Source organism: Allofrancisella frigidaquae (genome assembly GCF_012222825.1).
Classification (GTDB): domain Bacteria; phylum Pseudomonadota; class Gammaproteobacteria; order Francisellales; family Francisellaceae; genus Francisella; species Francisella frigidaquae.
This window is the reverse complement of the sequence record NZ_CP038017.1, coordinates 1,308,145-1,322,752: the sequence shown is the minus strand read 5'-3', so window position 1 is coordinate 1,322,752 and position 14,608 is coordinate 1,308,145. Positions and strand designations below refer to the sequence as shown.

Sequence of the window (14,608 nt, the reverse complement as noted above, 5' to 3'; positions counted from 1 at the left end):
TTTTCTTAAAAATAATTTATTTTGAGGCTGAGTATGAAAAAAGTGCTATATCTATTTTTTAGAGGAACTGGAGATCCAAATTCTGTGATAAAGGTAAGAAAAGAATACTGCCGAAATAATCCAGAGGCAAAAGAAATGCCTAAAGATTGCGGTGTTCCAATTTATGACAGTTGGCATAATGAAAGCCAACTTAACGTCGATCTCTCACCTATGGTTGTTATAAATTCGATAGATATACCTGGAGCAGCCACTACAGGTACATCGTTAAAAAAAATTTATGATGGACTATTTTGTAATATAGAAGAAGAGGCTAGTAACGTATTTGAAGCCTTCAGTTTTCCCAAAAGTGGTACAGCACACTATAATTATCAAAACTATGACTACGTCATTACAGCAGGATTTAGTAGAGGTGCAATAGTGGCTATGTATTGCGCCACAATGCTTTCAAAAAGAGGCATTAAAGCTAGCTGTATAATGATGGACCCTGTACCTGGAAATGCAAAGGATCACTATTTTTCTGAGGTAAAAAAAGCAAATGATTTTTTTAAAACAGGAAAAGTAGATTTTGTCGTTTCACTTTTAAATAGAGAAGCAGCTTATCCTCTTCCTAAATCTTTTTTAAAAGAACCAGTTGCTTATGCTATTAATTCTTGTTTAAATCCTTTTTATAAAAGGGTGTGCTTTGAGTTGCCTTCTACGACTATTTACGATCAAGCAATTACAATTGACATACGTCACTCATGTAAACACAGTGAAATAATAGCTCGACATTATTTTCTTTATATCGTTGTTAAGTACGCTCTTGGACAAAATTTTGATACTAAAAAATATAAAAAATACTTCGTACCCAACTTAACGGTTAATGATTGTCTAGTTGAAGGTTTTAATTTGAATAAAACACCACAACCTGGATTTTTCAATTACATTTGTACTCAGCAACCCAGACACATACGAAATTTGAAGAGCGGAAAATACATGGAAAATATTCCACCATATTTAGCACGTTTCTCACCAGAAATATATGAAGAAGGTCATTATAATCCTATTAATAAGAATCGGTCTGCTACTCCAACTTTCAAATATGAAGAATATCATTATAATCCTATTAATAAGGATCGGTCAGCTACTCCAACTTTCGCTAGTAGTAGGTCACCACTAAATACATGGGACTCACGTCTGGATTATAGTAATGAACTTAGAAAGAAAGCACTACAAGATAAGAATACATATGACTGTGAGCAGATACTTATGGATGAAAATGTTTGTTTTGACCGTTCAACCAAAAAAATGTCTTTTCAGCAATTTATGGTAAACTCTCAGGTGGAGGTGAAGCCAAGAGAGACTGGTAATAAAATATCTAAAAGGCAAGTTAATCAATCTATCATTAAACCTAAAGCAGCCGTATTTCAAGATAAGAAGCCTTCGGTTGCAACACCTCGGTCAATGACGCCGTGGGAGAGTTAGTTTTATAAGTTTAGTTTAATCTTATTTCTAGGACGGAAGTCTTTATTTAATGTAAAAGTTAAAGACATCTAAATAGTATTCGCTTTATAAATACATATAAATAGAGTAATATTGAGCAATAATAATATAATAATCTAAATGGCTATATTTTAATGTCTTTTCTAACAGCTATAGTGGGTAGAGCAAACGTTGGTAAATCTACTCTGTTTAATGTATTAACTAACTCTCGAGATGCTTTGGTTTTCGATTTTGAGGGTGTTACTCGTGATCGTCAATATGGACAGTCAAAGTATGATGATCTTGATTATCTGGTGGTAGATACTGGAGGAATTTCTGATAAAGATATTGGCTTTGATGAATTTATGGCAAAGCAAGCAGAGATGGCTATAGATGAAGCAAATTTGGTTTTTTTTGTTGTTGATGGTAGGTCAGGGCTAACAAGCGGTGATGAATACGTTGCTAATTTACTTCGTCAGAAAGATAAAAAAGTTGTAGTAGTTGTAAATAAAGTAGACGGTGTTGAAGAAAATTCTGCAATGGCAGAGTTTTATGAATTAGGTTTTGAAAAAGTATTTGCTATATCTGCAGCACACCGTCGTAATATTCAAAAGCTTTTAGATAAGTATTTAAAAAAACCGTTGTTAGAGTATTACCAAGATCATACACAAACAGATGAGCATAAAGAAAAAACCCGCCATGGCATACACTTTTCATTAATTGGTAGACCAAACGTTGGTAAGTCGACTTTGACTAATAGAATGCTTGGAGAGGAGAGAGTTGTTGTATTTGATATGCCTGGTACAACTATTGATAGTGTAAGTGTCCCATTTGAGCGACATGGTAAAAAATATACTATTATTGATACTGCTGGAGTACGTAAAAGAGGTAAAATAAAACAAACTTTAGAAAAATTCTCAGTAGTTAAAACCTTACAAGCTATTCAGGATTCTAATGTTGTAGTAGCTATAGTTGATGCTAAAGAAGGTATTTCAGATCAAGATTTAAGTTTAATTCATTTTGCTATAAAAAATGGCAGAGCATTAGTTATCGCTGTTAATAAATGGGATGGTATGACAGATGAAGCTAAAGAAAACGTTAAAAAAGAACTTAAAAGACGTTTATTTTTCTTACAAGATTATGTAGATATCCATTTTATTTCAGCGTTGCATGGTACAAATGTTGGTCATGTGTTTGAATCTATAGATACAGCTTATGAATGTGCTAATAAGAAAATAACTACAGCCGATACTACTAGATTGCTACAATTAGCGATAGAAGCACATTCGCCACCAATGGTTGGTAAATTTAGAATAAAACTTAAATATGCTCATGTTGGCGGACATAATCCTCCTGTTATAGTTATTCATGGAAACCAGCTTAGCAAACTACCACAGTCTTATAAGAAATATTTAGAAAATTTCTTTAGAGAAGCTTTAGATTTTCGTGGTACCCCTGTAATATTTGAGTTTAAACAGTCAGATAACCCTTTTGCAAATAGAAAAAATAAGAGAATAAATAATGAAAGTACTAAGAGTAAGAAAGCTAAATAATATTGCTTCTGATGTAACTATAAATATTAGTGGGGCGAAAAATGCTCTTTTACACCTTATTTTTGCTAGTTTAATTCCAGATACAAAAACAAAATTTACTAATGTCCCTACTACTCTTTTAGACTATAAAGGCGCAAAGGAAATTTTAGAAAACGTTGGTGCAAAAGTTACCGAAAAAGGTGAAGAAGTAAGTATTGACACGAGTAGTGTCACTATAGAGCCACTTGAACTATGTGGCGAAATGACTTCAAAGACGCGCTGTTCTTTGATGCTTTTAGGTTCAATGCTAAAGAAAAAGGGTAAAGTTAAGATTGGCTTTCCAGGTGGATGTAGTTTTAGTGAAAAAAGGCCTTTTGATATTCATTTAAGTGGCTTAGAAGCTTTAGGAGCAGAAGTTAAATTAACTGATGAGCATATTGAAGTCATATACAAAGAAGAAAAAAACGCAGAGTTTAAGATGCCTTTTCCGTCTGTTGGTGCTACGATGAACTTAGTGATGTATGCGGTGATAGGTAGTTCAGAGGTGGTTTTAGAAAATGTTGCATTAGAACCAGAAGTGGTTACCTTAATAGAATACCTAAATAAGTGTGGAGCAAGGATTGATTTTGATATTGGAAGTAGAAAAATAAAAATACACGGGGTAACTAGACTTTTAGGATGTGAGTTTGAGATTATATTTGATCGTATCCAAGCTATGACTTACGCAGCTATGGCATATTTGTATAAAACGGACGTTACAATCACAAATATTAATACATATGATATCTACAATATTGAAAAACCTTTAGAAAAGCTTACTAATGCTGGAGCAAATTGGGAATATAACCAAGAAAATAAAACTATAAAATTTTTTGGTAAGGATAGTAGTTTAAACGGGGTGGACATAATTGCAGCGCCGTTTCCGCATTTCCCTACAGATTTGCAACCGATCTATGCTGTTATGCTGCTTATAGCAAACAGTCCTAGCACTATACAAGATACGGTATATCCAGAGCGTATTAATTACGTTTATCAGATTCGTAAAATGGGTTTTGATTTATCTATTGATAATAACCTTATAAAGATAAATCCAATAAAAGACTACGAAAACCTTAGAGCAGCTGTTATGAGTGTGAAGGATTTACGTGCTGGTATGGCGTGTTTGATGGCAGGTTCTTTACTGGATGAATTTTCTACTATTAATAATGCCCATCAAATATTTAGAGGCTATGATAATCTTGTAGATAATATGTCGCACTTTATGCAAATAGAGCTTCTAGAGCAAGATATTTAGGTGACTCGATGCCAGAAAATTACTTATCTCTAGAGAAATATAATACTTATAGAATTAAATCTTTTGCTAGGAATGTTTATTTTCCAAGTTGTGAAGAGGAGGTTTTAGCCATAGCCAATAAGCATGAGAAAATATTTTTTTTGGGTAATGGTAGTAATATTATCTTTTCTAAAAAATATTATGATGATGAGGTTGCTTTTGTAATTTTTTGTAAGAATTTTAATTCGTTTACAATTCAAGAAAGCACAGTCAATGTGCAGTCAGGAGCGTTATTACAAGATCTTGCTATAGCCACATATAAATCCGGTTTAAGTGGAATAGAAACATTTTATGATGTTCCAGCTAGTATTGGTGGGGCACTTATTATGAATGCTGGTGCTTATGGTGATGAGATTTATACTTGTGTCAAGAGTGTAAGAGTTTTGGATCTTCTTACACAAGAGGTTATAAACTATGCAAAAAAAGATATAGAATATGGATATAGGTATTCAATGTTTAAAGATAAGAGTAACCTGTGTATTTTGTCAGCAGAATTTGAGTTTGAAAAAAAACCTAAGCAAGAGATCAAAAATAAGTTAAATGACATTTATTCTCGGCGTCTGGCTAACTTACCTCAAAAACCTACAGCAGGAAGTGTTTTTAAAAGACCTCAGGCTAATATTCCAGTGGGTGTAATGGTACAGGAGCTTGGTTTAAAGGGAAAATCTATAGGAGATGCGCAAATTTCCCCGAAACATGGGGGGATTATTGTTAATAAAGGTGAAGCTACTGGTCAGGAAATTTTAGCTTTAATTAACTTTATTAAAGATCAAATATTTAAGCACTATAATATCGAGTTACATGAAGAACAGATAGTAATTTGATGATACAATTGCAAAATGGCTTTTTTATATTCACAATATTTAATATACTTTTTTTAATCGTACAAAATCTTTTTATATGTTATATGAAAATTAATAAATTACTTACTCTTTTAATTATTTCCATATCTTTGGGTTTTGCTTATGCAGACACTGCTGGAAGTACTAATTTAGAATCTCAAACTATTGGTTTGGCGGGTACAGTAGCTGACAGTGAGCAAGCTGAACAAACTGATAAAAATAGTGTAGAAAAACTCAGAAATGGGAAATTACCTGAACACACTAAAAAAGAATGGGACCAGTTTAGCAAAAATATGAACCAAGAATATGATCAGCTAATGGCTAGAGCTGAAAAAATATTAGGCAAAGAAACATTTGAAAAAGAAACAGAGCAAGGTAATAAAACAACTAGTGTAATAACATCACAAGTAACTAATTTAGAGGATAATGTTAATAGTAGTAGATCAGAATACCAATCAGAAGATGGCTACCGTATAGAGGATGTAACTACAGTTGGGTTGCTTAAAAATGAAGAAATACGTTTTAAAAATTGTTTGATTATGAAGAAATATGGTGATGGTGCATGGCAAACTTACTGCCAACCTTTAGCAAAGCCAAATATGTGTACATCACAAGACTGGCGCGATATTTCAACTATGGCAATTATGTATTGCTAGTAGTATTTTTAAATTCAATAATTTGTTTTTTTAAATCATCTAAGCTTATTCTGTTTGAAGTTGGTCGAGGAGTAACGTTATTATCATTAGCTTTACGTACAGCATAGCCATATAAGGCTTCTATTTCTAATTGTAAATTTTTACTAAGTTTATTTATAAATTTTTGCCAGCGTTTTTTACCAGTAAAAGTTGTTCGCATCTTGGTATCAGATAGAGGTTCGTTTAGAGAACGTATATCATTAAATAGAGTTTCTGTAGACTTGTATGTAAAAGTTATAAGATCAGATTCTATTGCAGGTGTTTTATATTTGCTAGCCTGTAGAGTATTTCCCCACGTTAATGCATCTATCATGGTATTGGTATGTTTTAGATTATCTATCTCAGCAAAAGTTTTGTTAAAACTACTAAAAGTTCTATCGCCAAAAGTTGAAAACAGCAGTATGCCATCATCATTTAACGATTCATAATAATACTCTAGTTTATTAGCTATGTTATCTGTTAAGTGGATTGTCGAGTTTGAGACAATAAGGTCAAATCTAATGTGGTGGCCTGGTTGTTTGTGTATTTTGCTTGTAGGAAATCGTAAGCTCAAAATATTTTGATATTGTTCATCGCTGTAACCGTCGACTAAAATATTGTTAGGTTTTAATTTTATGAACTCAAGTCTGCTTAATAACCTTTGAGCAATTTCATTTTTTATAAAAGACTCTTGGTGAACCTTAGTAGCAGGTTTACTAGATTGTAACTTTAGAAAAAGGTTATAATTAAACATAAGTTTTTTATAAAAGGTAGCTAGTTATATGGTGATTATACCAAAAATAATAAAAATACTCCTTAAACAAAGTTGCTTACTATGTAGACAAAGCTCAGACGATATTATTTGTGAGTATTGTTCTGATGATTTGGCTAGCCATTTAAATTTTAACAAAGAAACACTAGAACTTGATTGTGGGGAGTATGATTATTATTATTTACTTAACTACACTGCAGAAGTTAAGTATTTACTCAAGAAACTAAAATTTCATAAGGATTTATTAGTAGAATCAATATTTGATAAATTAATATCTATATGGTGGCAAAATTCTATTGATAAGGAGTTAGTTGATATCGACGCTATAGCTGCAGTACCGATCCATAGATTTAGGTATTTATACCGTGGTTTTAATCAAGCAGAGCTTCTAGCTAATAAACTCTCACAATATACTAATATCCCAACAACTTTCACAAATTATAAAAGAGTTAAGTATACAAAACCTCAATCAAAATCTTCTAAGCAAAAACGTATAGATCAGATAAAAGGAGTTTTTAAGTTAAATAAGCCAATACAAGCAAAACACTTAGTAGTTTTTGATGATGTATTAACAACAGGGTCAACTTTAAAAGAATTTGTTCAAACTATTAAAAAAGGAAGTCAGATTGACAAGATATCTATAATCACCTTAGTAAGGGCGGGGTAGAGTATTCTTAGATTACTCAGGCAGTCTCATATGTATTTTACCACCTAGTATATGAGCATGGAAATGAAATACCATTTGACCGCCTTCTTTACCTGTGTTTATAACAGTTTTAAAACCTTTTAGTCCTAAATGCTTAGCGATTTTTGGGATAATTAACATAAATTCACCCATAAGCTCTTGGTCTTGTATAGATAACTCATTTAAGCTAGCTATATGCTTTTTAGGTATGACTAGTACATGGATATCTGCAGCAGGATTGATATCATGAAAAGCTAAAAAACTATCATCTTCATAAACTTTGTTGCATGGAATTTCACCTGTGATAATTTTACAGAAGATACAGTCAGACATTTTTTATTTCTCCTTCTTTAAAATATAGTAAATTAAAAAAACTACTCCTGTAGCAATAAATCCATTGTGATGGGTTTCTATAAATTCTTGTAGTTTTACTAAAGGAGTGGGATCAGCATATAAACCATACCACATACCTAAGCCTGTCAACCCAAGCCCTAAAACTAAAGGCCATTTTCTAGGTTTTTTTCGTGGAATTTTTATGTAAGATACATGTTTTTCTTTTTTTAGATTAGCTTGAGTTTGTTGCAAGATATCAAAAACTATACGTGGTAACTCTGGAAGTTTGTCACTAACTCTAGGCATATTTTCTATAGAACGATGGTAAAAGCCTCTAAGCCCCATCTGCTCTTTCATCCATTTTTCTAAAATAGGGCGAGAGGTTTCCCAAATATTTAATTCAGGGCATAATTTTTGCCCTAGTCCTTCAACATGGAATAAAGTTTTTTGTAGCAAAGTTAGTTGAGGTTGGATATTCATCTCAAATCTTCTTGCGACGTTAAATAGTTGCATTAAAGTATAACCAAGAGAAATTTCTTTCATAGGTCTTTCAAATATAGGTTCACAAACTGTCCGAATTGCTGATTCTAGTACATCAACACGCGTATTAGCTGGTACCCAGCCAGATTCAATATGCAATTCAGCAACTTTTCTGTAATCACGCTTAAAGAAAGCTAAAAAATTTCCAGCTAAATAGCGTTGGTCTTCTCTATTTAGGGTACCAACAATACCAAAATCTATAGATATGTATTTAGGGTCGGCCGGGTTTGTTACATCTATAAACATGTTTCCAGGATGCATATCAGCATGAAAAAAACAGTCATCAAAAACTTGAGAGTAGAAAATCTCTACACCTCTTTTTGCTAGTAAACGTCGATCAACTCCTAGGGAGTCTAAAGTTTCTATGTCTGAAACGCTAACACCACTAACCTTTTCCATCACCATTACAGTAGAGCTAGTATATTCCCAGTAAATTTTAGGGACGTAATGTATAGGACTATTTTCAAAATTTCTACGTAATTGAGAAGCATTTGCAGCTTCTCTTACAAGATCTAGCTCGTCAAAAAAACTTTGGTTAATTTCACTAACAATTTCAACAGGTTTAAATCTTCTTATTTCTTTTAGTAGTCGAAGTCCTTTAGCAAAAATTAGCATCAAAGAAGTATCAAGTTTAAGGATTTTCTCAATGTTTGGACGCAGAACTTTAACTACAACTTCTTCACCACTATGAAGAGTGGCGCTATGTACTTGCGCTACTGATGCAGAAGCTAGTGGAGATTCGTTAAACTCACTAAATATGTCTTTAATAGTTTGTTTAGTTGCTTTTTCAATTTGTTGCATTGCAAGTTTACTATCAAAGGGAGGTACATCATCTTGTAGCTTTGCAACTTCTTTTATTACTTCTGGAGGTAGTAAGTCAGCTCTAATAGATAAAGCTTGTCCAAATTTAATAAATATAGGCCCTAGCTTTTCTAAAGCTTCACGTATGCGTACACCATGGTCTAGTTTTCTAACTCTTCTTGAATAGTAGAAAGGATTTAGAAAAAGTATAGCCCTTAAAGATTTTAGATTTGTAGCTCGTACTGGTTCATTAAATAAGCAGTATTTATTGACGATATAAAAAATATAAATAAGTCTGAAAAATTTTTTAATCATTATACAAACCTTGTAATAACTTTAGTTTCAAATCTATTCTATCAACCGATTGCTTTAATTCTTGAATCTCACGATAGAAGATATTTATTTCATTTTGTGAAATTAGTAGCTGTTTTTCTTCAGTTAAGTAATCTTTTATATCAATGATAGTTTCTTGACGAGATATTCGTAAATATTCTCTAGCTTTGTTAAATGGTTTTGCAACTAGGTTAGCAAAGCTTGGGCTTGTAATTTGCGAAATTTTGTAGATTATATCAATATCAAGAGCATTAAAAAAATGATTAAACTCGTTGAGTGCTTTTAAGCTGCCTTTGTAGTCTAGTTTTTTAGCTATTAAAAGCTCTTGTAGGTTTTTATTAAATATTAACTCTATAACGTGAGCTAACTTGCCACTTAAAGTATTTTCTGAAGTGGAGTCGGTAGCGTATATGTGTTGATTCTTTATGTTTATAGAAACTATGTAGTCTATATCACTAAAGCGTATAGCTAGTGACTTATTCTCTAAAGGAAGTAGTAAGTGACTAGCTTGTGGGTCAAGTTTGGTTATTAAATTTAAAGCTTTGTTAATGGTTTCTATCATTCTTAGTATTTATATCCATTGTGTAAAGCGACTATACCACCAGTCATATTTTGATATTCAACACTATCAAACCCAGCAGCTAACATCATTTGTTTTAAAGTTTCTTGGTCAGGATGCTTGCGTATTGATTCTGCTAGATATTTATAGCTATCAGCATCTTGTGTAATAATTTTTCCTAAAAAAGGTAATGCTTTAAAAGAGTATTCATCATAAATTTTAGCAAGCATAGGTATTATAGGTTTAGAGAACTCTAAAACTAGTAATCTACCACCTGGCTTTAAAACTCTACACATAGAAGCTAGAGCCTTATCTTTGTCTGTAACGTTCCTTAAACCAAAAGATATAGTTATGCAATCAAAAAAGTTATCAGGAAATGGTAAGTATTCAGCATTTGCTTGTACATATTCAATATTTCCAACACAACCTTTATTAGTTAGTTTTTCTTTACCAACTTCTAACATAGAGGAGTTAATGTCGCTAAGAACAACTTTACCTTGAAAACCTACTAGCTGACAAAACTTATAAGCTAAATCTCCTGTACCGCCTGCTAAATCTAGAACTCTATCTCCTTTACGAATACCAGCTTTTGAGATTGTTTGCTTTTTCCATATTCGATGTATTCCAAAAGACATTAAGTCATTCATTAGGTCGTATTTAGCTGCAACTGAGTGAAAAACTCCAGCAACTTTTTTTTGTTTTTCTTCCCATGGTACTTCTGTAAAGCCAAAATCTGTGGTTTTATTTTCTTTAGACATTTAGACTAAGATTTATGATATATTAGTTATTGTCTAATTATAGCAGAATATCATATATTTGTACTGGCAAGATAGTAAATAAGGGAAATAGGGTTTATGTATATATTATCTGGAGATATTGGAGGAACTAATACTAGATTAGAAGTTTCTCAGTTGGAAAATGGTAAAACTCAAAGTATAGCTGTAAGAAAATACAAAGGAGCAGATTTTAATTGTCTATCTGATGTTATTGATATTTTTTTATCTGCAATTGATTTGGCTGGAAAAATTGATTCTGTCTGCTTAGCTGTTGCTGGTTTTGTGGTAGATGGAGAGGTCGAAATTACAAATTTGCCATGGATGGTTTCAGAGCAATACGTTGCTGAGGGTTTAGGTATTGATAAAAGTAAAGTCAAAGTGATAAATGATTTTGAAGCCATTGGCTATGGTATTGAAAGATTAGATCGACAAAAGGATATTATCACTGTTCAAGAAGGTAAAAAAGATGATAATAGCCTTTGTGCAGTTATTGGTGCAGGAACTGGGCTTGGAATGTGTTTGGTGAGTTATGATGAAAACCATAAGCCTAGAGTTTACAAAACTGAAGGAGGGCATGTTGATTTCCCTCCAGTTGATGATGAGCAGGTTGAATTATTTAAATTTATGCGTAAGACTTTACACAGAGTTTCTCCGGAAAGGTTTTGTAGTGGTTATGGTATTTATAATATTTATAAATATGTAGTTAGAAACCCATTATATAATCAACCAGAATGTACCAGTTTACGTAGAGACCTATTTAAAGTTTCAGATTCAGATAAAGCAGCAATAATAGTTAAGTATGCTATAGAATATAAAGAACCATCTGCTTCAAGAGCTGTAGATATATTTTTGAGTATTTATGGATCAATTGCAGGTAATCTAGCTTTAACAAGCTTACCATTTAGGGGTTTATATATTGCCGGAGGTATTGCACCAAGACTTATTGATCAGATTAAAGAAAGCAAATTTTTGGAAAAATTTAGAGATAAAGGGAGAATGTCAGCAATGATGAAAGATTTTCCAATCCACATAATAATGAATACAGACGTTGGATTGATAGGAGCTAGAGCTTATGCTGCAAACTTGGTTAAAAAAGATTAAGTAGCTTTTTTATCTTTTATGTTCTTCTTTACTTTAAATGTGTATGTAATAGCTAAGTATATAGTGCCCAAAATAATTATAGCTACATAGAAACTTATAAAAATTAAAAATATTACTATCATTACTACTAGCTCAAGAAAGCTAAAAATAGCTAATATTATAGTTAAAAGTAAATAGCTGACTAGTTTATTAAAAAAGAGAATTTTTTTTGGGTATTTTCTATAATTGTCTTTCATTGTTTTGCAAAAGCTTAATTTAATTATTTTTTATATATTTTAGAACTATCTAGGTAGATGTAAATTATATATTTTGTAACATGTAGTTTGCAATTAAAAATCTAATTTATTTTTTCATATTTCTGGATAAATATAATGATTGGATTACCATAAATATAAAAGTAATACCTAAAAGCCCAAAAAGTTTAAAATTCATCCATATATTTGTAGAGAAAAAATACGCTACAAAAAGATTAATCGTCCCAAGAATTACAAAGTATGCCCCCCACATATTATTAATTACTTTCCATTTGTGTGAATTAAGATTAACAGCTTCTTTAAGAAGCTTTTCCATGGGAGTTTCTTGCATAACGTAGGTTGTTATTATTAATCCAATACCTATTAGCCAGTTTACTATACTAACTTTCCATTTGATAAACTCCTCGTTATGGAAATATAAAGTGGCACCACCAAATATTATTACCAATACAGTAATTAAAATTTGCATCTTGGCAATTCTACGATGAGCTATGTATTCCCATATAACTTGTGCTATAGTAACGATAATTAAAGCAGCAGTTGCATAAAAAATATCATAGACTTTATAAATCGCAAAAAAAACGATTGCGGGCAATAGATCATTAAGCATTTTATTCATAATTTAGGCTAAATTTAATAAGTGTTGTATAATTATCATAAAAGTATAACCTTTGTTAAGAAGATTATGAAGAGATTAATAGAATTATATAGTTACGGTAACAACACTTTAGCACTACAAGAAATAAAACAAGTATTAGATAAAGAAGGTGTTGTAGCCATTCCAACCGACTCAGGATATGCTTTAGCTTGTAAAATGAAATCAAAAAAAGCTATAGATAAAATTAGGAAAATAAGAGATTTAGATAGTAGCCATAATTTTACACTTTTGTGTAAAGATCTTTCTGAAATTTCAGAATACGCTAAAGTTGATAACAATGCTTATAGACTACTAAAAAGGTATACTCCAGGTCCATATACATTTATACTAAATGCTACTAAAAAGGTATCTTCTTTACTTGTTACTAAATCTAAGAACACTGTGGGTATAAGAGTAAGTGATCATTATGTTCCTCAAGCTATAAGTGCAGAGATAGGAGAGCCTTTGGTAGTTAGTTCTTTTATTCTACCGACTCAGGGTCATGTTATAACTGACTGTAGTAATATTGATAATGAAATCATGAATAATATAGATTTAATAGTAGAATCTGACTACTGTGGTTATGAGTCAACTACTGTAATTGAGATGCTAGAATTGCCTTATACTGTTTTGCGTGAAGGTGCAGGAAGTGTCGAAGGTTTTACAAATGAATAAAATAGTAGTTAATTCGAGCATATTAGATTAGGGTGGTAAGTTTGCTGTGAAGGTTAGGAAAGCTTATTGGATAATTTGATGACTAATTATTTTTTTAGTATTTATAAATAAGTAGCTCAAGGAGCCTAAAATACAAATAATACTTCCAGCAATAAAAACGATGCTAAAATTATTTCCTGTTTCCTGCAAAATAAAACCAGTTGTTAGAGGGGCTAATCCAGCGCCAATAAAATTAGCTAGATTTTGTATACCACCAACTATTCCTATTAATTTAGGTGGGGCTATGTCAGCAATTATTGCCCATGTTGGTGATATTCTAAGTCCTAGACAAAAGATACTAATGCTTATAAAAAAAATTATACTTAAGATATTGTCTAAAATAGGGATTACTATTATTGCTACACCAGCTATTAGACAACCAAAGATGATAGGAGTTAGACGTGAAGCAATAGCTGAAACACCTCGTTTTATAAGGTAATCAGAAACTATACCACCTAGTACGACAGATATAAGCGACGATAAAAATGATAAAGATGTTGCAAGCCCCATTTGTGATAGGCTAAGGTTCTTTGTTTCAATAAAATAAAATGGCAACCATGTTATAAATAACCAATAAGTATAAGTGCTACAGATATTACCGATACATAAAAATATTACATTATGATTGGTTATTATGGCTTTGAATTGTTTTTTTGTCAGCGGTTTTGGTTTTAAGCCATCATTATTGTGGGCAAAGTAACTATGATTTTGTAATTTAGCCCAGATAAAAGTTGTGGTTAAGCCGACAACTCCAAGTAAGATAAACATGCCTCGCCAACTAACTAAAAGCATTAAGCTAACTAAAAATATTGGAGCTATAACATTTGCAAGTCTTGGACCGAGAGCAACTATTGAATATACAAAACCCCTTTTAGCAACTGAGAAATTTTGTTGGATAATTTTTGTTGCAATTATGAATAAAGGTGCTTCAGCTATTCCTAATAAGATTCTCATTACAAGAACCGAATAGAAACCAACAGCTAAACCACTTAGAATACATACTCCTGCCCATGCTACCATACTTAATATAGCAATACGTTTAATACCAAAATAGTCAATTAAGTATCCAGCTGGAAGACTTGATAAAGCATAAGACCACATGAAAGCAGATAGTAATAATCCCATTCCTGAAGGGCTTATATTGAAATCAGTAGCGATTGAGGTGTTGGCAATACTTAATGTTGAGCGATCAAGGTAATTTATTAAGGCGCCTAGAAAAAGTACAAAAACGACAAAAATATAAAAAGTTTTTTTGGCCATA

At 31.9% G+C, this 14,608-nt stretch carries 15 protein-coding genes; 8 read left to right on the top strand and 7 right to left on the bottom strand.

The annotated features are described in order from the left end of the window. The first annotated feature begins 33 nt into the window (after positions 1–33). From E3E15_RS06250 to E3E15_RS06230, 5 genes are all read left to right on the top strand, one after another. Positions 34–1,464 (top strand): hypothetical protein, encoded by a 1,431-nt coding sequence (locus E3E15_RS06250; RefSeq protein WP_172107003.1) that lies wholly within the window; start codon positions 34–36, stop codon positions 1,462–1,464. A 152-nt stretch (positions 1,465–1,616) separates the two neighbouring features. Further along, a complete protein-coding gene (gene der, locus E3E15_RS06245) occupies positions 1,617–3,014 on the top strand; it encodes a ribosome biogenesis GTPase Der (RefSeq protein WP_035720043.1) in 1,398 nt (465 codons plus the stop codon). Further along, a complete protein-coding gene (locus tag E3E15_RS06240; protein ID WP_172107002.1) occupies positions 2,983–4,287 on the top strand; it encodes a UDP-N-acetylglucosamine 1-carboxyvinyltransferase in 1,305 nt (434 codons plus the stop codon). Before der ends, E3E15_RS06240 begins: the two co-directional genes overlap by 32 nt. Before the next feature lie 8 nt (positions 4,288–4,295). Further along, a complete protein-coding gene (gene murB / locus E3E15_RS06235) occupies positions 4,296–5,150 on the top strand; it encodes a UDP-N-acetylmuramate dehydrogenase (protein WP_172107001.1) in 855 nt (284 codons plus the stop codon). 83 nt (positions 5,151–5,233) lie between these two features. Next, complete coding sequence (locus E3E15_RS06230) at positions 5,234–5,824, top strand: hypothetical protein (RefSeq protein WP_172107000.1); 591 nt, start codon at positions 5,234–5,236, stop codon at positions 5,822–5,824. Here the strand turns inward: E3E15_RS06230 and E3E15_RS06225 are convergent. Continuing rightward, complete coding sequence (locus E3E15_RS06225; protein ID WP_172106999.1) at positions 5,811–6,596, bottom strand: methyltransferase domain-containing protein; 786 nt, start codon at positions 6,594–6,596, stop codon at positions 5,811–5,813. The genes E3E15_RS06230 and E3E15_RS06225 overlap by 14 nt on opposite strands. Positions 6,597–6,624: 28 nt before the next feature. On the opposite strand from E3E15_RS06225, the gene E3E15_RS06220 reads away from it, so the two are divergent. Next, positions 6,625–7,281 (top strand): ComF family protein, encoded by a 657-nt coding sequence (locus E3E15_RS06220; RefSeq protein WP_172106998.1) that lies wholly within the window; start codon positions 6,625–6,627, stop codon positions 7,279–7,281. A 12-nt stretch (positions 7,282–7,293) separates the two neighbouring features. Here E3E15_RS06220 and E3E15_RS06215 read toward each other — a convergent pair whose 3' ends face one another. The 4 genes from E3E15_RS06215 to ubiE are packed head-to-tail and all read right to left on the bottom strand — an operon-like array spanning position 7,294 to position 10,623. Beyond that, positions 7,294–7,632, bottom strand: coding sequence for a histidine triad nucleotide-binding protein (locus E3E15_RS06215; protein ID WP_172106997.1), 339 nt, complete (start codon positions 7,630–7,632; stop codon positions 7,294–7,296). A 3-nt stretch (positions 7,633–7,635) separates the two neighbouring features. Beyond that, positions 7,636–9,288 (bottom strand): ubiquinone biosynthesis regulatory protein kinase UbiB, encoded by a 1,653-nt coding sequence (gene ubiB / locus E3E15_RS06210; protein ID WP_172106996.1) that lies wholly within the window; start codon positions 9,286–9,288, stop codon positions 7,636–7,638. Continuing rightward, the gene (locus tag E3E15_RS06205; protein WP_172106995.1) at positions 9,281–9,868 is read right to left on the bottom strand and encodes a ubiquinone biosynthesis accessory factor UbiJ; all 588 of its coding nucleotides are present in this window, start codon (positions 9,866–9,868) and stop codon (positions 9,281–9,283) included. Before E3E15_RS06205 ends, ubiB begins: the two co-directional genes overlap by 8 nt. 2 nt (positions 9,869–9,870) lie before the next feature. Beyond that, positions 9,871–10,623 carry a bifunctional demethylmenaquinone methyltransferase/2-methoxy-6-polyprenyl-1,4-benzoquinol methylase UbiE gene (gene ubiE, locus E3E15_RS06200; protein WP_172106994.1) on the bottom strand — a complete coding sequence of 251 codons (753 nt, stop codon included), beginning with the start codon at positions 10,621–10,623 and terminating at the stop codon, positions 9,871–9,873. 96 nt (positions 10,624–10,719) lie between these two features. On the opposite strand from ubiE, the gene glk reads away from it, so the two are divergent. Continuing rightward, positions 10,720–11,742: a glucokinase gene (gene glk / locus E3E15_RS06195; protein ID WP_172106993.1), complete on the top strand. Its 1,023-nt coding sequence runs from the start codon at positions 10,720–10,722 to the stop codon at positions 11,740–11,742. 342 nt (positions 11,743–12,084) lie between these two features. On the opposite strand, the gene E3E15_RS06190 is transcribed toward glk, so the two are convergent. Next, positions 12,085–12,615, bottom strand: coding sequence for a septation protein A (locus E3E15_RS06190; RefSeq protein WP_035720019.1), 531 nt, complete (start codon positions 12,613–12,615; stop codon positions 12,085–12,087). Between the two features lie 66 nt (positions 12,616–12,681). On the opposite strand from E3E15_RS06190, the gene E3E15_RS06185 reads away from it, so the two are divergent. After that, positions 12,682–13,308, top strand: a complete 627-nt coding sequence (locus tag E3E15_RS06185) for an L-threonylcarbamoyladenylate synthase (RefSeq protein WP_172106992.1) — start codon at positions 12,682–12,684, stop codon at positions 13,306–13,308. Positions 13,309–13,371: 63 nt separating this feature from the next. Here E3E15_RS06185 and E3E15_RS06180 read toward each other — a convergent pair whose 3' ends face one another. Continuing rightward, entirely contained in the window at positions 13,372–14,607 is a 1,236-nt protein-coding gene (locus E3E15_RS06180; RefSeq protein WP_172106991.1) for an MFS transporter, read from the bottom strand. Between the last annotated feature and the right edge of the window lies 1 nt (position 14,608).

Excerpts from the sequence above, each read along its gene's own strand:
- ubiB (WP_172106996.1), bottom strand. The coding sequence starts at position 9,288 with ATGATTAAAAAATTTTTCAGACTTATTTATATTTTTTATATCGTCAAT.
- E3E15_RS06205 (WP_172106995.1), bottom strand. The coding sequence starts at position 9,868 with ATGATAGAAACCATTAACAAAGCTTTAAATTTAATAACCAAACTTGAC.
- murB (WP_172107001.1), top strand. The coding sequence starts at position 4,296 with ATGCCAGAAAATTACTTATCTCTAGAGAAATATAATACTTATAGAATT.
- E3E15_RS06220 (WP_172106998.1), top strand. The coding sequence starts at position 6,625 with ATGGTGATTATACCAAAAATAATAAAAATACTCCTTAAACAAAGTTGC.
- ubiE (WP_172106994.1), bottom strand. The coding sequence starts at position 10,623 with ATGTCTAAAGAAAATAAAACCACAGATTTTGGCTTTACAGAAGTACCA.
- E3E15_RS06225 (WP_172106999.1), bottom strand. The coding sequence starts at position 6,596 with ATGTTTAATTATAACCTTTTTCTAAAGTTACAATCTAGTAAACCTGCT.
- E3E15_RS06190 (WP_035720019.1), bottom strand. The coding sequence starts at position 12,615 with ATGAATAAAATGCTTAATGATCTATTGCCCGCAATCGTTTTTTTTGCG.
- E3E15_RS06215 (WP_172106997.1), bottom strand. The coding sequence starts at position 7,632 with ATGTCTGACTGTATCTTCTGTAAAATTATCACAGGTGAAATTCCATGC.
- der (WP_035720043.1), top strand. The coding sequence starts at position 1,617 with ATGTCTTTTCTAACAGCTATAGTGGGTAGAGCAAACGTTGGTAAATCT.
- E3E15_RS06180 (WP_172106991.1), bottom strand. The coding sequence starts at position 14,607 with ATGGCCAAAAAAACTTTTTATATTTTTGTCGTTTTTGTACTTTTTCTA.
- glk (WP_172106993.1), top strand. The coding sequence starts at position 10,720 with ATGTATATATTATCTGGAGATATTGGAGGAACTAATACTAGATTAGAA.
- E3E15_RS06240 (WP_172107002.1), top strand. The coding sequence starts at position 2,983 with ATGAAAGTACTAAGAGTAAGAAAGCTAAATAATATTGCTTCTGATGTA.
- E3E15_RS06250 (WP_172107003.1), top strand. The coding sequence starts at position 34 with ATGAAAAAAGTGCTATATCTATTTTTTAGAGGAACTGGAGATCCAAAT.
- E3E15_RS06230 (WP_172107000.1), top strand. The coding sequence starts at position 5,234 with ATGAAAATTAATAAATTACTTACTCTTTTAATTATTTCCATATCTTTG.
- E3E15_RS06185 (WP_172106992.1), top strand. The coding sequence starts at position 12,682 with ATGAAGAGATTAATAGAATTATATAGTTACGGTAACAACACTTTAGCA.